Here is a 19,446-nt window from a genome sequence, read left to right on the forward strand (position 1 = left end):
TTCGCAGTGGTGCAACTCGAACCGTTCCTGGCTCGCGGTAGTCATGATCGGTCCGCCAGCGTCTCTCCACTGCCCGCGACGGAGGGCACGGACTATTACGACGTAATAGCTGACAGGAGGGGGAGCGGTACTGCGGAGGCGCCTCCGCTATTACGGCGTAATAGCTGAAAACGGTTGAGGTGACTGCCACGCAACTGCGGTTAACTAGCGCGGCGATGCGTAAAACGATCTCCAACGTTAGTAAGGTGTCTTGCATGAGTTCGCCAGCCACCCCCAGCGACCGCGAGAAGGTCGTATCCAAGCTGCCGGCACGGCTCCGGCAAGCCCTCAAGGTCAGAGCGGCCCAGCACCATGTTGAGATCCAAGTCGCGGTGGAGCAGGGCATCCAGGACTGGATCCGTCTCGCCTCCAGTCCGCCCACAATCGACACCTCTGGTGCCGACTCCTTCTCCACCTTCCTCCCGGAAGGCCAGTGGGAAACGTTCCGGGACACTGCTGCCGAGCGGGGAGTCTCCCTGATCCAGGGGCTCGCGCAGTCCGTGCAGCTGTGGCTCGACACCAACCCCGCACCGCATGTCGAACGGCCTGCCGTTACACAGCGCATCGTGGTCTGCAACCAGAAGGGAGGAGTAGGCAAGACAGCAATCACCGCCGGCACCGGTGAAGCGCTCGCAGAAGACTCCAGCACCCTCTATCCCGTACGCGTCGCCAAGCAGCTCACCAAGGCCCTCCGCGCGAGCAACGGCGCACCTGCGGACGATCGTCCAGCCGACGATCCGCTGGACGTCGAGAACCTCCCCGGGCTCGGGCTGCGAGTCCTCCTCGTTGACTTCGACCCCCAGGGACACCTCACCAACCAGCTGGGCGCCACCCCTCTGCCCATGAACGGCGACAGCCTCACCAACCACATGGCCGGAGACCCCAAGGGCGACCTGCGCGACCTTATTGTGTCCATTGAGGAAGAGTCTTTCGGCGGGCGCCTGCACCTGCTGCCTGCCTGCACCGATGCCTTCCTCCTCGACGTGCGGCTGTCGGCCGTACGTGCCCGAGAAGCCGCCTTGGAACGGGCCTTGGCTCCGCTCGAGGGCGACTACGACGTCATTCTGGTCGACTGCCCCCCCAGCCTTGGCCTCAGCATGGACGCCGCTGCCTACTACGGCCGTCGGCGTGACGGTGAACGCCCCGGCCGCTCGGGAGTCCTCATCGTCGTTCAGGCAGAAGACAGCTCTGCCGACGCCTACGGCCTGCTCACCACACAGATCGACGACCTGAGCAATGACCTCGCCCTGGACATCGACTACCTCGGCATCGCGGTCAACCTCTACGACGGGCGGCGCGGATACATCGCCACGTCCTCCCTCCAGGGATGGGTCGACATCAAGGACCCACGAGTCGTCGGCCTCATCGGCGACCTCAAGGAACAAAAGGAGGCCGTCCGAATGAAGCGGCCCCTGCTGACATACGCCCCCAGATCGCAGCAAGCCATCGGCATGCGCGCACTGGCCCGGGAGATCGCATGAGCAAGGCAGACCAGCTCGGAGCCGGCCGCTTCAGTGCCACCCGCAGCATCAGCAGCCGACGCGCCGCGATCGGCGCAGCAACGGGCGTACCGACCGAGGGCATCGCCCCGCCAACCAGCCTCCCCGTCGGGCGTATCAGCCTCAACCCTGACAACCCGCGGACCAGCCTCGGAGACCTGACCGAGCTCGCAGGAAGCCTGGCAGAGCACGGCCAGAAGCAGGCCATCACGGTCATGAACCGGGATGCCTATGTGGCAGCCAACCCGGAGCGGGAGAAGGAGCTGGAGCCGGACGCGACTTATGTCGTCGTCGACGGCAGCAGCCGTCTCGCAGCCGCAAGGGAGGCCGGCGTCACCCACCTGAAAGTCATGGTCGACGACGATCAGGGCACTGACCCGGAAGCAATTCTCGAGTCGGCGCTCGTCGCAAACATCCACCGCCAAGCCCTCGAGCCGCTCGACGAAGCCCACGCCCTGCAGCGACTGCTTGCCATTCACGGTACCCAAACCGCCCTGGCCAAACGCCTGCATAAATCCCAGGGTTGGGTGTCCCAGCGCCTGGCACTGCTGAAGCTCACACCTGAGCTGAAGAATCGCATCGGCCAGGAGTCGGTCGACCTGCTGCGCGCTGTGGGTAACAAGCCAGCCGAGCAGCAGGAAGCGGCGCTACACAAGTTGAAGCAGCAACAGGCCCTGGAACAGCAGGAGAAGGCAGCACGAAGGAAGAACAAGGGCCAGCAACCCCCTCCGACGCCGAAGCCCACGAAATACCTGGTGCAAGACTCCGAGGCCACGCCCGACGCGGCCGACGAGGCCCGCGAGCGCGCCGAACCGGATCGAAACCGTGGTGTCAACCGTGTCACCGGCGGGGGAGAGGGCGAGGGCGTTCCGGAGCCTCGCCAGGCGTCCGCTGAAGGAGGTCCCGTGCTCAAGAAGTTCCCGTACCACGACGGTAAGGAGGCCGCGTTTTACCTGGACCAGCGGATGGACGACACCCAGTTCTTCGCCATGGTCGATGAGGTGAATGAGACAGCGCGGCGTCGGCGTGCAGAGACAGCCAAGGCGAGCTGAAGCCCACCAGCCAGTGAAGCCCCCGGATCGAAGTCCGGGGGCTTCGTGCTGCCGCGAGCATGTACGACGAGGCACAGGTCCCAGCGGGGGCTTTACGTTCAGAGGTCTGCCTCGTCTGAGCGGTCCCGGCTCGCGAGCGAAGAAGAGATCGAGAACATACCGTTCTGCTGAGGAGCACGGGGTGACGTAGCCAGCCCTTGATGCCCGTTACGACGCAACACACGGGAAGATCGACTGCGTTGCAGGCAGCCAGCAGATCACGCGAGCGCGACTCGCTCGGGAAGTCGGCGCAGGAGCTTCACTGCCATCATCCTCAGGCCGAGGTGAACCCGGCAGGCCGAGGTGAACCCGGCCTGCGCTCGCTGCGGAACGCTGCCGACGTGCAGCGTCTCTGAGCACCTCATCTGCATCGTCGATGTGTACCGCCTTGCGCGCAGGATCCTTCTGAGCGAAAAATCGAACTGATCGAAAATTCCTCTGCAGAGGCCCGCTCGGGTGTCTGATCGTCTGGCACCGAGCGATCGTCCGAGGTAGGAAGTTGAGGTGAGGCGGTGAGCGGGACGGGCGGGCACACACTATGGCGGTGGGCCGTGGCACTGTGGCTGGCCCTCATGGCCGTCGCAGGCGGGCTCACTCTGTGGTGGCAGGACTCGGTAGAGCCGCAGCGATACGGCTGGGAAGATTCCAAGCCGACTCCGTCACTTCCTAAGGTGTGGGAGTCAGCGTGCGCGGGCGCCACACCCGACGAAGACGGCGACGTGCTTTGCTTCAGTAGAACTCGCTAGCTGGACCACCCCTTTTGAGGTCAGTGGTGAGGCTACGCCCACCTGCACACCGAGGCTGGCTCGGCTCGATCGGGCAGGCTGGTTTCCAGCAGCAGATGTCGATGTCCGGCTGCAGGAGCCCCTATTACGCCGTAATAGAGGTGCACCGCTCAGAGCGCAGCATGGCCGCGGTGCCTCAGAGATCCGCTCCTCCCGCCCGGTCGGCAACGTCCGCTGTCCGCGGGCACGGGCCCTGTACGACGGCCTCAACCTCGGCCGGACCGACGTGGCCCGGCTGCGTCGCACGCTGGGCTCGATGCCGTTGCCGAGGGCGGCAGACGGTTGGATCGTGCAGGCTGTGGACGTCTCTCCATGGCTGCGGCTGGACGCCAACACTTGCCCTGCCCGGGCCTTTTGTCACAGGCAAGGACACGCACGTCATCGTGAAGAAGCGCCAAGCCCCGCCCAAATGCTGCGTCTTTTCGAACCCGGGGCCGCGCGAAATCCTGGCGGAGACGCTCGAGTCCGCGCCGCTGATCGGCTTCGGAGTGGGCAAGAAGAAGGTCTCCGCCGGGTGGACACGCCGGTAATCAGCCGAAGCTAATGGTGCGGCGGTGGAGGGACGGGGCGGCGGCTCCAGCGGCTCCGTGGGGGTAAACGATGGTGCGGACGGGGAGGCGACAGTCATGAGTTCTGGAGAGACAGACGGTTTACGTGATGGGGAGCAGTGTCCACCCTTAGGAGAGGCCAGAGTGGCTCCTGTGCCGCCGCAGTCACGTGCCCAGAACGTCGACGGTGACGACCAGCGTTCTACACCGTCGGCGCGCGGGGCTGACTCGGCGGCGGCCCCGGACGAGGGGCAGCATGAGGGAGGCTTCTGGTCCAGGCAGCACAGGAAGCTTGAGATCATCGGCACTGCCCTTACGGTGGTCGCCGGGATCGTGGGGCTGGTCTTCTTGTTCTGGCCGGATGTACAGCCCAAGCCTGCCCCCGAGCCGCCCCCGCGGGTCGAGCTGGTCGACTCTGACCTCGACCGGGAGCAGAACGTCGCCGCGGATGTGGTCTTCGACGGGCAAGTCACCGAACAGGTCGAAGTGCCCGCATCCGTAGTCAGCGTGACACTGAGGAACAGCGCAGAAAATCCTGTCCTCGTCACCCGCGCTGATGTGCGCCTTACTTCCGCCACTGAGGTCTTCTGTCGCTACGGTGCCGGGCTAACCGACATCAAAGCCCAGTACGACATCAAGATCCCGCGCGAGGCGGGTGCTAGGTCCGTCATTCCCCGGAAGATGAAGTACACCCTCCCGCCCCACACTCAGGAACGGGTGGCGTTCACTGTCGGACCCGAGAGGTACGGCGAGGGATCAATGCCCTGGATTTACACCTTCACCATCTCGCTGCACATGGACGACGGTTCCACTGTCACGGTGCCGGAAGTCACCTACCTTGCTCCCACCGACACGGCCACAGCGTTTCTTGCGATGGCAGAACAGACCATGAACCCTAAGCAGTCGGGAGGGCGAGGTCTGATGGAACCCTCCTGTGTATCCAAGCAGGCTCGTTCCGTAGCGCAGCTCGTCAAGTCCGCTCCGCGCCCCTCGCCCGAACTGCGCGAATTCAGCGCGGAACTCACCCGCGTAGCCCCGCACTGAAGGAGCTTGGGCCCAAGGGCGCCAGTGCTTACGGCGTGAGCCTGCGCGGCATGCTTGACGACGGCGGCCGCGGCGACCGGGACGACGGCGAGGATTTCCGCGAACTCGGATCGAGCTGGGCGAGCGCGCTGGCCAGGACCTCCAGAGCAGCGGCCGTGTCCTCCGCCGCGCTGGCGCTTCACTGCGTCGAGTCGGCGGCGTCGGCGAGCATGCACGCCGCGACGACGGCCCCCTTCGCCAGCGCCTCGTCCCTGCCCGACCATGATGACGTCCGCGATCCGCTCCATCGGCACGCCGTCGGCCGGGCCTCGCCACCGCTGGCCGCGCCCGGTCGCGGGGACACCGCCCAGGCCGTAGACCGGACGTATGGTCCTTCGGCCGCCGGTGGAACCGATGCTGGCGCAGGCCCGCGACACGGTGCCCGCGCCCGGCGCGCTGCCCGGGGAGCTGCGGTTCCAGCCGAAGTTCGACGGTTCACCAGACACAAAATTGTGTCTCACCGCACCTCTACTACTCCTTCATGGAGCAGGAGAGCGACCCCAGGGTCAAGGCGATCTGGGAGCTGCACCTGAACATGGAGCTGGAGCACCTGCACATCGCCTGCGACCTGATGCGCCGCCACGATGGCCGTGAGCCGCAGGAAGTGCTGGCACCCGAGCTGCCGAACGTGCTCACCTTCGAGCCGAACAAGGCCTACCTGCGCGAGCTGCTCGACACCCAGATGGACCTGACCACGCTCGGTGCCGGATACGTCCGCGAGGCGCACGAGCGGTTCGAGGCGATGCAGGAGCGCATCCACGGCGGCGAGGCCCCGCCGAGCGACCGGGTGATGGTGGAACACGGCGAGATGTTCGGCCGCGAGTACCGGCTGCAGACCGAGGGCGAGCACCCCGACCCCTCCCACCGTGAGAAGTGAGGCGGATATGTCCACACTCCACACCCCCCCAGGCCGGTGACGACGGGGTCAAGGACATGAATGTGGTTTCCCTGCTGATGCGTCAGCACGGTGACATCCGCAACCTCTTCGACGAGGTTGAGCGGACCACGGCCGAGGAGCGAAGGGAGGCCTTCCGCCGTTTGGTGCGGCTGCTGGCCGTACACGAGACCGCGGAGGAGGAGGTCGTCCACCCCTTCGCCCGGCGCGCGCTGCCCGTCGGCGAGCAGGTGATCAAGGACCGCCTGGCCGAGGAACGTGCGGCCAAGGAGACACTCGCCGCCCTGGACGACCTGGACACCGACGACCCGAAGTTCATGCCGCAGCTCCTGAAGTTGCGCAAGGACGTCCAGGAGCACGCACGCGCGGAGGAACGCTACGAGTTCTCCCACATCCGGCGCAGCACCGACTCCGCCAACCTGGCGGCCATGGCCAAGGCCGTGAAGGCCGCCGAGGCCATGGCGCCCACCCGGCCGCACCCGGGCGTGGAATCCGGCGCGGCCAACATGGCCCTCGGCCCGGTGGCCGCCCTCATCGATCGCACCAAGGACGCCGTCCGCAAGGCCATGGGCAAGGACAGCTGACCGCGCGTCGCCATGGCGGCCCGGCACCCTCAAGGACGGGGGCCGGGCCGTCGGCTACGGATGGCGCACCGCCTTCCGCGGCCTCACACCACAACGCCCGCGCGCTGCGGGCCGCTCAAGGAGCGGTGACAGCGTGTCGAGTTACCGCGGCATGATGAAACGATCACTACAGCAGGGCCTTGTCGCGGGTGCTGCCGGAGGGCTCGTGATGACGTTGGGCGAGAAGATCGAACAGGCGCTCACCCGACGCCCGGATTCCCATGTGCCGGCCCGCACACTGCTGCGCCTGACCGGCCTGTCCGAGCGCCCGGGCAAACAGCCGCTGCTGGTGAACTGTGCCATGCATTTCGGTCAAGCAGCTCTCTTGGGAATCGTGCGCTCGGTCATGGCTCAGGCGGGGCTGCGCGGACCGCTGGCCTCGGGCCAGTTCGCGGTCTTGCGGCTGACCAACGACCAGATCCTGGAAAACGCCACCGGGGTCGGCGCCCCGCCCTCCACCTGGCCCCGCAAGGAACTGGTGGTGGACCTCATGCACAAGACCGTCTACGCCTTCGTCACCGGAGCCGTTGCCGACGCCCTCGCCGCCCGCGAGGGACCGGGCCCCGGACAACGGCACGCCACACTGCGCCCGGGCCGGCACTCCGACGTCGGGCCGCTGCCCCCAGCACACCGGTAAGGGACCGCACAAGCCGCAGCCCCCGGCCCGCGCGAGCACCGCATGCGACTCGTGCCCGTGCGTCAGCTTGCGCGTGCGGCGACTGAGCATGGACGTACTGACTGACGCAGTACGCGGTTTCCCCGGGAATCCGCTGGGGCTGGCCGGAGCCGTTGGCGTTGAGGTGCGCGGCGATCGCGTACGCCACGGCGTTGACCGTGTCGATGTCAGCGAGGTGGACGGTGATCCGGACCAGGCCCGGCTGGGTGAGTGCGCGTCATAGCTCAGTGCCCTGCTGGCGCTCGCGACAAAGCGGTCGGTTCGGCTTCCCGGTTCCGTTCGTTCCTGAACTCGTCCATCGGATTGTGATGAGCGTGGGCCGCTACCGCAGTGGACCGTCATGCAGATCAGCTGGGCTGACACCGGACACGCCCGCGCAGCCGTTCGTCGACGCACTGACCGAGCTGGTCCAAGCGCAGGCCGACACCATTGGCTTCGTCGTCCTGCACCGCTGGGTGGAGATTCTGGAGCGCCACTTCCCACCCCAACTGCCAGACCCCAACCACACCACCGAATAAGCGCACCCCGGCCCGGCCAACCTCGGTCGGGCCGTGGGTGGCGTCGGGGCTTCAAGCGGCGTCGCCGTCTCCGGCCGGAAGCTGGGGCCGGCGGATCCGCTCCCGTTCGACCTCGGCAGCGATCAGCGCCCGCTGCGTCTCGCCACGCTGCTCAATCGCCGTCCGCTCCGTCGCGCCGCGCTGCCCCACGGAACGCATCTGCGGTCCGTACGCACCCTCTGACCGTCCCTCACCCCCCTCGCCACACAACAGCGGTCACGCTCACCGGTCACCGGCGCGTGACCGGTCAGTCCGACCTACTGCCGTCCCCCTGCCAGTCCCGGACCTGCGTCCGGTCATGCCCCGGGGACGGGGCGTTTCAAGATTTTGGAACGCGGAGGGCCTGGCCCCGCCCGCTGCGCGCTCGCTCCGATCCCACGCTCAATCGGCACGTTGGAGGGCCGTCGGGATCAGAGCCTCACGCGCCCAGCAGAGAAGGGTGCGGGCGCTCGGTAAGCACCTCCGAACGGGGCCGTGTCCTGCAGTGGTGAACGTGCAGTCGCCCCGCTTACCACAGAGCGAGCCATCTCCTGCGGCGCTTACCACCTGGACGTGAGGGCATTTACCACCGCCTTCCCATGGCGGGAGTTATGACCTCGTGACAGCTCAGCGCCTCTGGTGGAAAGGGAGGCGGTAAGAGCACGGGTGAACAGTGACGGCACAAGCACTCAGCACCCCGAGGAGCCGTCCATGCCCGCCACCGTTCCTCGCCGATCACGGCGCAGCCCTCAGCACGATGAAAGCCCCGGTGCACGACGGACCCGGTCACTTCCGGCACGCCGCACGCAGCTGGTGCGCGCAGCTGTGTGGGTGGCGGTGGCCACCGGACCGCTCGCGCTGTTCGCGAGCTGTGCCCGTCCTGACGCGGCGGTGCGCACCCGGCCGGCGCCGGTCACGCAGACCGACGCGGCCAAGACGCCCATGACCGATCCGGGCGGCTACGCCGAGCTGGTTATGGATATGTGGCTGCGTGCCGGCCGCGGCGAGGAAACCGCAGCAGCCGAGCAGCTGCGCGCGATGGCGCCCTCCGTCCAGCCCCCGGCCTGGGGCAAGCACGCTCCGACCGCCGAGCGGCTGACCGCTGTTCGCAGCCTGCACCAGGGCCGCTACGCCTGGTCGGTCACCGTCGCCGTTCGCTTCAAGGCCTCGGCCGGTCACAGCGAGAAGGGTGCAGCAGCCGAGGCGCCCCGTTACTTCGCGCTGCCGCTCCTGGTGAAGGACGCAGGCAGGCCCGGCACCGCGCAGGGCTTCACGGCGGCCGCCGCGCCCATGGAGGTGTCCGCGCCGAGCACGCTCGACGTCGACCCCCAGTACGGGGCCGAGGTACCCGCGCGCTCGCCCCTGGCCCAGACGGCGGGGGAGTTCCTGGCCGCCTACCTCGGTACCGCGGAGGGCGCCGACCGGTACCTCGCCCCCGGCATCTCGCTCCCGGCGCTGACGATCGCACCGTTCGAGACCGTCCGCGTCGACGAGGTCCGCACCGACCAGCAGACGGACGGCAAGCCCGGAGCGGACGGTACGACGGCCCGCCTGGAGGTGCAGGTCACCGCGAGCGATGCGGACGGCGGCCAGTGGCCGCTGTCGTACGGCCTCAAGCTCACCGCCCGCGACGGGAGGTGGGAGGTCCTCGCCCTGCAGTCCGGACTTGAGGACGCCGGCGAGGACGGCAAGGCGCGTGCGAAGCGCAGCGGTTCCGCCTCGACCGCAGGCACCCGGACCCACCCGGAGACCGGCGCACGACCCCTGACCAACGTGGCCGCCGTGGAGGCACAGCGATGAACACGATCACCCTCGCTGCGGAGTTCAGCGAGATCGGCGACAACCTTTTCGATGTCGGCACGAGCTGGGCGACCCAGGGCCTGAAGCTGGGATTGCTGGCGATCGTCGTGGTCACCATCGTCAGGAAGTTCTCGCTCAAGGCGGGGATCGGTGCCTTGATCGGGCTGGTCATCGCCAACGGCATCTACAACGGCCGCAACGACTTGTCCGAGGCGTTCAAGAACGAGCTCCTCAACGTCGGCGCGCCGTCCGTGCACGCCCCGCAGTACCCCGGCACCGGCCCGGCAGCACCGGCCGGCGCGGCGGGCGGTGAGCGTGTATGAGCTCCACCCCCACCGTGATGCGCATCGGCCGTACCTACACCGGTGCCCGCCGCCACCCGTGGGTGCTGGGCAAGATCGGTGACTGGACTCTGCCGCTGGGCCCCTACACCCCGGCGCAGCTGACCATCGCCGCCGTCGGCATCTACATCCTGATCAAAACCTTCTCCTGGTGGGCGCCGACCCTGGGCCCTGCGCCGCTGATTGTGCTCGGGGTGGCCGTGTGGCTGGCGCGCGCCTCGCGTGTGGGCGGCCGCTCCCCGCTGTGGGTCGCCTACGGCTGGATGGTGTTCGCTCTGCAGCCTGCCGGGGGCCGGGTGAACGGACGCACTGTGCGCCCGTCGCGCCCGCAAGCTCTGTCCGGCGGCTTTCTCATCGAGCACACCACCGAGGCCGTACCGGCCGAGAGTTCAACCGCGGCTGGGCCCCGCCCGGCGAGCCGGGTGGCCGCGCCTGCCCCGAAGGGTGCGAAGACGGGCCGCCGCTGGAGCTGGCGCCGTACGGCCAAGGCCTCCGCTGTGCCGCCCGCCACCTGGCCGGTGCCCACGCCGCTGCAGCAGATGCTGCGCGAGCGGCAGGAGGCCCGCCGGTGAAGCTCGCGATCCGTCACATTGTGGACAACCTCGTGTGGACCAACTCCGGCAGCGTGTGGGCGATCTGGGCCGTGAGTCCGCAGGGCTCGCGCTACATGGCTGAGCGCACCCGTGAGGAGCTGCAGCACCGCATCACCTCTCTGGTGCGTTCGCTGCCGGGAGCGGCCCGCCTGTACGGGCTGTGTGCTCGGGTGGATCCGGGCGAGGTCGTGGCGCACACCGTTGTCGGCGTTGATTACCGCCGGCGTCCGCACTGGGCAGAGGTCGCCGATGCGCAGCTGCGGCTGCTGGCGGGGGAGGACCTCGCCTCGCCGGTGGAGATGCACCGCCGGACCCTGTGGCTGGCCGTGCCGCTGGAAAGCGCAGGTGCGCGGGCGGAGTTGTCGGCTGCCTTGGCTTCGGCCTGGGGGGAGCTGTCGGCGATGCTCGGCCTGCCGCCGGCTCCGGTGGCCGCCCATGAGGTGAAGGGCTGTCAGCAGCGGGCCCGCCAGCTGACGGCGGAGCTCGGCGGCGGCCTGGAGCTGACCCCCGCCAGCCCGGCGGAAATCGTGTGGATGCACCAGCACGCGCTCGCCCGCGGCCTGGACGAGCCGCTGCTGGCGGAGTCCGAACGCTCCGCGCTGCGCGGCAGCCGTCTGGTGGGCGGGGTTCTGCGCGCGCCCTCCCACGCCGACCTGGGCCAGGCGCGGCTGCTGGAAGGAGGCCAGGAAGACACCGGCGCTGATGCGGTGAAGAACCCCGCTCGTCGCGGCAAGCGAAGCAAGCGCAGCAAGGGGCGCGGCGGGAGCCTGGTGGCGCGCAGGTGGCTGCAGGTGGAGACGGACGCGGGCTGCTCCTACCAGGCGCATCTGGCGCTGGCGGAGATGCCGCGCAAGTTCGCCGCCGCCGGCGGAGACTTCCTCTCCGAGCTGGACCGTATGCCCTTCGGTGTCGACTGGGTGATCGACCTCAAGCTGGTGCCCACCGAGAAGGTCATCGACGAGGTCAAGAAGAAGAAGCGCGATCTGGTCGACCAGGCCGATCAGTACTCCGCGCAGCGGGCCACGGGTCTGCCGGAGGACATCCGCGACGCCGCTGAGGACCTGGGCGATTTGGGGGCGCGCGCGGCCCGTACCGGCGTTGAGGTCGAGGTGCAGTCCGTCACCGTCATGACGGTGTGGGCCGACACGCCCGAGGAGTGCGACCGGCGGGCCGGCGCTTTGCAGGCGCAGCTGCGCGGCGGGAACTACCGCCTGGTGCGCCCGGTGGGTGGCCAGGAGGAACTGTTCACGCTTACTCTGCCCGCCACGGCGACGCCGCCGGCCACCCGCCAGTACGTCCAGCATCAGCTCGGTGAGGACTGGGCGATGCACGGCGCGCTCACCGTTCCGCGCTTCGGCGACCCCACCGGGGTCATGGTCGGCTTCAGCCAGGACGTCGGCACCGTCACCCCCACCTTGCTGGACATCGCCAACGCCCCCATCCAGAACGCCTCCGCGTCCTTTGGGATCGCCGGGGACCTGGGCGGCGGCAAGAGTGTCCTGCTCAAGATGATCTCCAGTGCCATCGTTGACCGCGGCGGCCGGGTGATTGCCATCGACCGCACCAAGCGCCGCGAATGGGCCTCCTTCGCCACCTCCGCTGCTCCTGGCCGTAGCCAGGTCGTGGACGCCGCGAAGGCGGAGTTGTCCATCGACCCGCTGCGCGTGTTCGCCGACCCGGCTGTCGGCGCCCGCTACGCGCTCAGCTACCTCACCGTGCAGCTGGGGGTGGGGCCGATGACCGAGCACGGCGCGCTGCTGAAGGCGGCCGTTAAGCAGGCGGCCGCCGCCGCGGTGCCGTGCATGGCCGAGGTCGTCGCCGCCCTGGAGGAGATCGCCCAGGGGGAGGGGCCGCGCGCCCTGCGCGCGGCCTCACTGGTGGAGTGGCTGCAGGTCGCCGCCGACGAGCCGCTGGCCGCTGTCGTCTTCGACCCCGAGCTGCCGCCGCTGGATCTGCAGTCCGGCGTTTCCAGCGACTTCGTGGTCATCACCACCACCGGCCTGACCCTGCCGCCCAGGGAAGCGGTGACCGATCCGGAGCTGATGCGCACCCAGCCTCTGGAGGCGCTCATCGGCCGCGCCGTGCTCTACCTGATCGCCGCCATCGCCCGCGAAGTGGCCTTCACCGACCGGCGGTTCACGCTGCTGCCGCTGGATGAGGCGTACTGGCTCACCTCTTCCACCGAGGGGCAGGCCCTGGTCGACGAGATCGTTTTCGATGGCCGTAAGCACGGCGCGGGGGTCGGTCTGGGCTGCCACGACGTCCGCGAACTCGGCACATCCACCGGCCGCGGTCTGCTGGCCTACCGCTTCTTGTCCCGCACCGCCGACCCCGAACTCGCCGCCCGCGGCCTGGAGTGGCTCGGCCTGCCCGGCGACGACGAAGACCTCCTGCGCATGGTCACCACCGACCTCTCACCCTTCGGCAAGCGCGAGCGGGCCGGTGAGTTCCTCGGCCGCGACCCGCGCATGCAGATCGGCCGCTTCAAAGCCCTGGTCCCCGGCGTCGACCGCCTCCTCGAATCAATCTTCACCACCCCCGAAACCGTGGCCACCACCCCCGAAAACCCCGGCACGCCCCGCAGCTGGCCGGGCCGACCCACGTTGCTGACGACCGCCGGGAGTTCGCATGAGTGACACCTTCATCCGCTCCGTGCTCCGCCGCGCCTCGGTTTGGCTCCTGTTCCTGGCCGTGGCCGCCGTGGTGAGCGTTGTTCTGCTGGCGCCGCGCCTGCTGCTGCCCCGCATCGGCGACACCTTCACCCCCGCACCCGCCAACCACTCTGCCCCCGCAACCGCTGGCCACGCGGCCCCGGTGGAAAGCCGCAGCGACAGTGACGCCTGCGACCTGATCGTCGGCCCGGCCAAGGCCTACTGCCTCAAGCACGACCCGGACGCCGAACGGTCCTCCCAGACCGGACTGTCCACCACCGGTGTGATCGTGATGGTTCCTGCTGTTTTCAGCCTGGGTGTTCTGCTCGGCCGCCGCCGGTGTGCGTCATGAAGGCCGCCAGCCGCCGCGGGTGCACGGTGGCCGCCCTGACGCTGGTGTTCCTGACCGTCGCGTCGGCTCCGTCCTTCGCTGCTGATGGCAGCGGTGGTCTGCTCGACCCGCTCGACGTCACCACCAGCGACGGCGCGCCGATCTCCCGCTACGAGCTGTTCTCTTCAAGCGGAGGGCCCCTCAATCTCGTCCGCAGTTTCCTGATGTCCGGCTGCTTCGCGCTCTCGCGCACCCTCGTCGGGTTCTGCTGCTGGATCATCGACTGGGCGTACCGCTTCCCCGTCCTGGAGAAGCTCGCCGGGCCCGCGCAAACGATCTCCGATGCCTACGAGAACGAGATCCTGGGGCCGCTGGGCATGGCGGGCACGTTCCTGGCCTGGAGTTTCGCCTTCGGTCTGATCCTGATCATGCGGGGGCGTGTGGCGCGGGGAGCCGGGGAAATCCTGCTGACCCTGCTGATCGCCGCCCTTGCCGCGAGCACCCTGATCCGTCCCGCGATGCTGCTGGGCTACGACGGGCCGGTACAGCAGACCCAGCGTGCCGCCCTGGAAGCCGCCTCCCTGACCGCCAACGGCGGCGACAAGGCCAAAGGCGCCGACCCGTGTGACCTGATCACCGGTCCCGGCAACAAGTACTGCCGCCAGACGACGCAGGACTCCGGCGCCTCGCAGGCCGCGAAGAACAAGGCCCGCAAAGACGCCTGCGCCGCCGTCGCCGGCCCCGCCCGTGAAACCTGTCTGAGCGGTGAGCGGCCGCTGGCTGCCGCGGATGTTTCCAAGCCGATCACCCGCACCCTCACCGACACCCTCGTCGTGCAGCCCTACATGCTGCTGCAGTACGGCCAGATCCTGGACAAGAACGGCCCGCTCTACAAAGCCCACAAGAACGACGTCAACCCGCCCCCCGCCAAGGACTTGGCGGACAAAAAGTGCGCGGACGTCATCGACGGGCCCGCCAAGGACCACTGCGAAGACGTCCATTCCCACTACTACGTCTCCGGCGAGATGGGGGAGCTGGGCGAGGAGGGCAAGCAGGCAGTCGCCTTCTCCAAGAAGGCCACCTGGGAGCGGTGCCTGGGCGCGCTGCTCATCCTGGTTGTCACCGTCATCATCACCATCGTCGTCCTGGCGATGGTTCTGGCCCTGTTCGCCGCGCAGTTCGGCTGTGTCATCGCCGCCGCGGGCGCGATCGTCGTCTTCACCTGGGCCATGCTGCCCGGCCCGAACCGCCAGGCGCTGTGGAAGTGGGTGGGCATCTACGCCTCCGCCTGCCTCGTCCTGTTCGGAGTTGCCGTCTTCATCCCTTTGTTCGGCGTCGCCGCCCGCGCGCTCCTGGCCGACAACTCCACCCCGATGATGGAGCGGCTGCTCACACTGGTGGGACTGGCCATCACCGCGCTCGCCGGGCACCGGATTATGCTCCGCAAAAGCGCAGGCCTCGGGCACCGCTTCGCCGAGCGGATGCGCTACGCCAGCATCGGCGGCAGCCACACCATGGGCGACCAGGCCGCCGCCACCGCGGCCGCCATGTCCTCCCTCGGCTACAGCGGCACCGCCGGCAGCTCGCCCGCCCACCAGTCCTTCCTGAACCGCCACACCGGACTCACCTCGGGCCTGCGCGCTCTGGGCGATCCAACCGGCCTGCCCGGCCACCCCGGCGCCCTCCTCGCCGAGGCCCGAGCCGAAGGCCGCCGCGCCCTGGCTCCCCTCGCCATCGGGGCAAGCGCCGCCCACACCGCGCTCATCGGCCCACGACACCGCCGCGCCCCCCGGCCCGGTCCGCCGGGGGCCGGTGCGCCAGTACGGACAGTGATCGACGGCCGCACCGGACGTATCCTCAGCCGCCCGGAGCCAGAGTTCACGCCGATCGGCACCCGCCTGGAGGCGGGGCTCAAGCGCACCCGCGGCGGCCGCATTCTGGTCGGCACGACCAAAGCGGCCTACTACTCCACCGTCGGTCTGCCCGCCACGTGGACACGTGCCCATCGCGCCACGAGTCAGCTCACCGAAGAGATGGGGCAGGAGTTCGGCCGCCAGCGACGCCACTATGCGGGCGTTGCTCACACCTGGGCCGCCGACTCCCGCACGGGGCTGTACGACCTCACCACCCCCCTACGGCGCAACGAGGCCGTCTCTCACCGGCACCGGTTCGAGGAAAGCCGCACCCGGCCCACCGAACCTGCCGCCGCCACTGCCCCTCTGTTCCCGGAAACCGGCCGCTCCGGGCACGGCGACACAACCACCATGCCCACACCGCCCGCCCCTCCGGTGTCGTCCTGGCCCCTCGCGGAACGAGAGGAGCCGCTCACCCCCGCACCGGAAGACACCGCGCTCCTCAATGAGCCCGCCCGCGACCCGTTCGAGGTCCCCAGCCACCTGCGCTGGTTGATGGCTCAGGAAGAGGCGGAACTGCGACGCCGTGCAGGAGGCCGTGACGAAGAGGGGGGCGCGTGAAGAAGCGCCTTGGCTGCGCGAGCGTGCTCTTGGGCCTGCTCGCCGCTCCGGTCCTGCTCGTCCTGGTCGTCGCCGTACGCGAACCCGCCCCCGCGCCGCCGATACAGACCGTGGGCAAGGTCGCCGGCATCCCGCAGCGCATGCTCGCCGCCTACCAGAACGCCGCCACCCGCCTGCCCAAGGAGGCCCCCAAGTGCAAGGGCATGCGCTGGCCGATCCTGGCGGGCATCGCCAAGATCGAGTCTAACCATGCCGGCGGGCGCAAAGTCAGCGCCAGCGGCGAGATCCGCCCCAAAATCCTCGGCGTACTCCTCAACGGCTCCGGAGCCGGCGGCAACCACACCACCTTCCCCGACACCGACAACGGCAAGTGGGACGGAACCAGCAGCGGCGAGCGCGCGGTGGGCCCCTTCCAGTTCCTGCCCTCCACCTGGCAGGCCAACGCCCGCGACGCCAACGACGACGGCACCAAGGACCCGCACAACGCCGACGACGCCGCCCTGGGCGCCGCGGTCTACCTGTGCGGCAACGGCCGCAACCTCTCCGACCGCTCCCAGCTCAAAGGCGCCATCTTCCAGTACAACCGTTCCCACGCCTACGTCTCCGACGTGCTGTCCTGGATCGACCGGTACAGCCAGATGGGCAACGGCACCATCCGCATCGGACAGAACGTCAAAGGCGACGCCCGCACCGTCATCACCACCGCCCTTAAAGAGGCAGGCACCCCCTACTCCTGGGGCGGCGGCAACGCCAAAGGCCCCAGCCGCGGCACCTGCTGCTCGCCCAGCGGCAAGTCCGGCGCATCCATCACCGGCTACGACTGCTCGGGCCTGACCACCTACGTCTACGCCCAGGTCGGCATCAGCCTGCCACGCACCGCCGCCGCCCAGTCCCAGCGCGGCAAGCGCATCCCCGCCAGCCGCGGTATCGGCGCCCTCAAGCCCGGTGACCTCGTCTTCTTCGGATACGGCAGCGACAGCACGATCTACCACGTCGGCATCTACCTCGGCAACGGACAGATGATCAACGCCCCTCGGCCAGGAAGCAAAGTCCGCACCGAACCGATCTGGGACCACGGATATGCGGGGGGAGCCCGCCTCCTGTGAACACCAACCACCCCACCACCGCCAAGAGGCCGTCCGTCCTGTGGCCCCTCGTGGCAGCCGCGGTCTGCATCCTGCTCGGCGTTGCCCTCCTGAGCCCCGGCGCCGATCCGGACGCGCCGCGGCGCGGCTCGGCCGGCCCGGCGAACCAGACCCCCAGCCGCATGGACTACACAGCCCCTCAGCGCGCCCCCCGCTTCGATCCCGCCGGGCGCCGCAAGCTGCCGCTGCCCTCCGCTCCTTCCGCGTCCCAGGCAGCACACGAGATGCCGGTCCCCGGCGAGGGACCAGCAGGAGACCATGCGGTCCAGGCGCTCCTGGACCGGTCCTCACCCCGCGACCCTCCCCGCACCCGCGAGAAGCAGCTCGTCGCCCTGGCCTCCCGCATCTGGCGCGCCGACATCACCGGCGCCGAACGCACACGGTGGCCGAAGTACTTCAACGGCGCCCCGCTGCGCGCGGCCTACCGGAACGTGCGTATTCAGGCCGGGATCGCCCGCACCGCCGACGGCCGCACCGACCGCGTACGGGTGCGTCTTATCTGGGCCGGGATCAGCCCGGCGGGACAGAAACAGGACGGACGACTCGCCCAGATCCTCCTCGACCGCCATGGCACCAGCTGGATGCCGGTGAGATGACCCCGCAGAAGTTGAGTGCGGCGGCCTCTGCCGAGGAGGGCTAGGGCCTATGCAGAGGCACAAAGCAACTTTCCGCCTACCGAAGGGACTTGTGACCCGGTAAGTCCCAAGTGTCGTGAGTTAAAACCTTATAGCTGCTGGGAATTTAGCTGGCCGAACCGTAATCTCACGACTACACATCTGTGTTTTCGCAGCTTGACCACACTGCGCAGAGTGGCCAGCGCTACGCGGTACGCCGACATAAGCGACTCGCTAGCACCACACATCCGGGGAGGCATCGTGAAGCGCGCCGAACGAACAATGGACTATGCCGCAGTTCGCTACCGAAACCGCATCACTGCGGCCGGGGTCACCCTGACCGCCCTGGCGGCCCTGACCGCCTGCAGCTCTTCGGACGGCGGTGACACGTCGGACGACGCCTCGAAGCCCTCGCCGAAGACGTCCAGCTCCACCGAGCCGAGCGCGCTGTCCACGCCCACGGCCGCGTCCGACCCCGAGGACGTAGTGGAGGAGGCGGCGAAAGCCGCCTACATCCACATGTGGGACGAGCAGAGCAAGGCTTACGCCAAGGCCGATCCCAAGGGCACGAAGCTAAGGACGTACGCAGCGGCGTTGGCCTGGGCGCAGATCAAGAACGACCTCAAGGGCTTGAAGGCAAAGGGCATCGTCACCACAGGCGCGCCGAGCCATGACGTCGAGGTGACCGACGTAAAGCCGGACAAGCAGGTGCCATGGGCGGCGTTGACCGACTGCATCGACACCACCGACTGGAAGTTCGTCTATCGAAAGTCGGGCAAAGCCGTTCCGATGCCAGAGAACCGGCTCAAGAGCTACGTGATGAAGATCCAGGCCGAGAAGTGGGGGAAGCAGTGGAAGGTAGTCGACATGAAGCCGCAGGACCGCGCCTGCTGATCGCTGGTGTCGGCTGTCTGGCTGCACTGGTAATGACAGCCCCCGCAGCAAACGCTGAGCCCTTCGCTGGAGGCAGTTGCTTCTCCGCGAGCTCTTTCATCCGATGCGAGGCGGAGACAGACGTCAAACCGCCGAGCGGCGGTTCCGGCGGTGGTTCCGGCCGTCCCAGCAAAGCTCGTGCCACCAAGTCGTCCGACTGCGTGGTGGAACGCATGGAGGAGCAACCACCGCCGGGTACCACGTGGTACCCGGGGGAGGGCAAGACCGCCTACACGCGTACATGCGCAGGCGGGGCAACCACCGGCCTCGCGATCGCGGACGGTGAGGAGCCGCCTCCGCCGATCGATCCGGGCGTCCTGGCGCAGCAGGCGGTCGACAAGATGAAGCTTGTCGGCCCGGACATCGCGAGCCCGCGCCGCGGGGGAAAGTACGTCGTCGGTGTGCCCATGTGGCTGTGGGTGCACAAGTCCCCGTCCACGTACGGGCCGAATACGGCGACTGCTACGGCGGGCGGGGTGACGGTCACGGCGACAGCGAAGGTGAAGAAGATCGTTTGGCGTATGGGGGACGGCGGCACGGAGACGTGCGCCGGGCCGGGCACGCCGTACAAGGCGTCGTACGGCATGCAGGACTCTCCGTCCTGTGGCCACCGCTACACCAAGACCTCGGCGAAGGCTCCTGGCGGCAAGTTCGCCCTGACCGCTACCTCGACGTGGGCCATCGACTGGCAGGTCACCGGTGATGGCGGTGAATCGGGTGAGCTCACCGAGATCCGTGAGAGTCAGGCCCAGGTGGCGGTCGGCGAAGTGCAGGTAGTGGGCTAGCCCC

General features: G+C 68.6%; 18 protein-coding genes and 1 pseudogene. 18 read left to right on the top strand and 1 reads right to left on the bottom strand.

Annotated elements, in window-relative coordinates; translation table 11 throughout:
- Positions 1-254 precede the first annotated feature (254 nt).
- From ACOBQB_RS00150 to ACOBQB_RS00165, 4 genes are all read left to right on the top strand, one after another.
- Positions 255-1,520, top strand: a complete 1,266-nt coding sequence (locus ACOBQB_RS00150) for a ParA family protein (protein WP_423587844.1) — start codon at positions 255-257, stop codon at positions 1,518-1,520.
- The gene (locus tag ACOBQB_RS00155) at positions 1,517-2,590 is read left to right on the top strand and encodes a ParB/RepB/Spo0J family partition protein (RefSeq protein ID WP_423587845.1); all 1,074 of its coding nucleotides are present in this window, start codon (positions 1,517-1,519) and stop codon (positions 2,588-2,590) included. The genes ACOBQB_RS00150 and ACOBQB_RS00155 overlap by 4 nt, the downstream gene beginning before the upstream one ends.
- Before the next feature lie 1,017 nt (positions 2,591-3,607).
- Positions 3,608-3,958, top strand: coding sequence for a transposase (locus ACOBQB_RS00160; RefSeq protein WP_423587887.1), 351 nt, complete (start codon positions 3,608-3,610; stop codon positions 3,956-3,958).
- Positions 3,959-4,106: 148 nt separating this feature from the next.
- Positions 4,107-5,006, top strand: a complete 900-nt coding sequence (locus ACOBQB_RS00165) for a hypothetical protein (RefSeq protein WP_423587846.1) — start codon at positions 4,107-4,109, stop codon at positions 5,004-5,006.
- A gap of 178 nt (positions 5,007-5,184) precedes the next feature.
- Here ACOBQB_RS00165 and ACOBQB_RS00170 read toward each other — a convergent pair whose 3' ends face one another.
- A complete protein-coding gene (locus tag ACOBQB_RS00170; protein ID WP_423587847.1) occupies positions 5,185-5,349 on the bottom strand; it encodes a hypothetical protein in 165 nt (54 codons plus the stop codon).
- 159 nt (positions 5,350-5,508) lie between these two features.
- Between ACOBQB_RS00170 and ACOBQB_RS00175 the strand changes: the two are divergent.
- The 14 genes and pseudogenes from ACOBQB_RS00175 to ACOBQB_RS00240 form a co-directional block, all read left to right on the top strand.
- Positions 5,509-5,922: pseudogene (locus ACOBQB_RS00175) on the top strand (hypothetical protein); the annotation flags it as partial.
- A 56-nt stretch (positions 5,923-5,978) separates the two neighbouring features.
- Entirely contained in the window at positions 5,979-6,524 is a 546-nt protein-coding gene (locus tag ACOBQB_RS00180; protein ID WP_423587848.1) for a hemerythrin domain-containing protein, read from the top strand.
- A gap of 151 nt (positions 6,525-6,675) precedes the next feature.
- On the top strand, positions 6,676-7,200 hold the full coding sequence (locus ACOBQB_RS00185; protein WP_423587888.1) for a hypothetical protein: 525 nt from the start codon (positions 6,676-6,678) through the stop codon (positions 7,198-7,200).
- 353 nt (positions 7,201-7,553) lie between these two features.
- Positions 7,554-7,757: a hypothetical protein gene (locus ACOBQB_RS00190; RefSeq protein ID WP_423587849.1), complete on the top strand. Its 204-nt coding sequence runs from the start codon at positions 7,554-7,556 to the stop codon at positions 7,755-7,757.
- Positions 7,758-8,588: 831 nt separating this feature from the next.
- Entirely contained in the window at positions 8,589-9,575 is a 987-nt protein-coding gene (locus ACOBQB_RS00195; protein ID WP_423587850.1) for a conjugal transfer protein, read from the top strand.
- On the top strand, positions 9,572-9,898 hold the full coding sequence (locus ACOBQB_RS00200; protein ID WP_423587851.1) for a hypothetical protein: 327 nt from the start codon (positions 9,572-9,574) through the stop codon (positions 9,896-9,898). The genes ACOBQB_RS00195 and ACOBQB_RS00200 overlap by 4 nt, the downstream gene beginning before the upstream one ends.
- Positions 9,895-10,488 carry a hypothetical protein gene (locus ACOBQB_RS00205; protein WP_423587852.1) on the top strand — a complete coding sequence of 198 codons (594 nt, stop codon included), beginning with the start codon at positions 9,895-9,897 and terminating at the stop codon, positions 10,486-10,488. Before ACOBQB_RS00200 ends, ACOBQB_RS00205 begins: the two co-directional genes overlap by 4 nt.
- On the top strand, positions 10,485-13,145 hold the full coding sequence (locus tag ACOBQB_RS00210) for an ATP-binding protein (RefSeq protein ID WP_423587853.1): 2,661 nt from the start codon (positions 10,485-10,487) through the stop codon (positions 13,143-13,145). Before ACOBQB_RS00205 ends, ACOBQB_RS00210 begins: the two co-directional genes overlap by 4 nt.
- On the top strand, positions 13,138-13,512 hold the full coding sequence (locus ACOBQB_RS00215; protein WP_423587854.1) for a hypothetical protein: 375 nt from the start codon (positions 13,138-13,140) through the stop codon (positions 13,510-13,512). Before ACOBQB_RS00210 ends, ACOBQB_RS00215 begins: the two co-directional genes overlap by 8 nt.
- Complete coding sequence (locus ACOBQB_RS00220; RefSeq protein ID WP_423587855.1) at positions 13,509-15,965, top strand: hypothetical protein; 2,457 nt, start codon at positions 13,509-13,511, stop codon at positions 15,963-15,965. Before ACOBQB_RS00215 ends, ACOBQB_RS00220 begins: the two co-directional genes overlap by 4 nt.
- On the top strand, positions 15,962-17,071 hold the full coding sequence (locus ACOBQB_RS00225) for a C40 family peptidase (RefSeq protein ID WP_423587856.1): 1,110 nt from the start codon (positions 15,962-15,964) through the stop codon (positions 17,069-17,071). The genes ACOBQB_RS00220 and ACOBQB_RS00225 overlap by 4 nt, the downstream gene beginning before the upstream one ends.
- Positions 17,068-17,706, top strand: coding sequence for a hypothetical protein (locus ACOBQB_RS00230; protein ID WP_423587857.1), 639 nt, complete (start codon positions 17,068-17,070; stop codon positions 17,704-17,706). Before ACOBQB_RS00225 ends, ACOBQB_RS00230 begins: the two co-directional genes overlap by 4 nt.
- A gap of 279 nt (positions 17,707-17,985) precedes the next feature.
- A complete protein-coding gene (locus ACOBQB_RS00235; RefSeq protein WP_423587858.1) occupies positions 17,986-18,618 on the top strand; it encodes a hypothetical protein in 633 nt (210 codons plus the stop codon).
- A 212-nt stretch (positions 18,619-18,830) separates the two neighbouring features.
- The gene (locus ACOBQB_RS00240; protein ID WP_423587859.1) at positions 18,831-19,442 is read left to right on the top strand and encodes an ATP/GTP-binding protein; all 612 of its coding nucleotides are present in this window, start codon (positions 18,831-18,833) and stop codon (positions 19,440-19,442) included.
- Positions 19,443-19,446 lie beyond the last annotated feature (4 nt).

This window comes from Streptomyces sp. G5(2025), assembly GCF_049542075.1.
GTDB lineage: Bacteria > Actinomycetota > Actinomycetes > Streptomycetales > Streptomycetaceae > Streptomyces.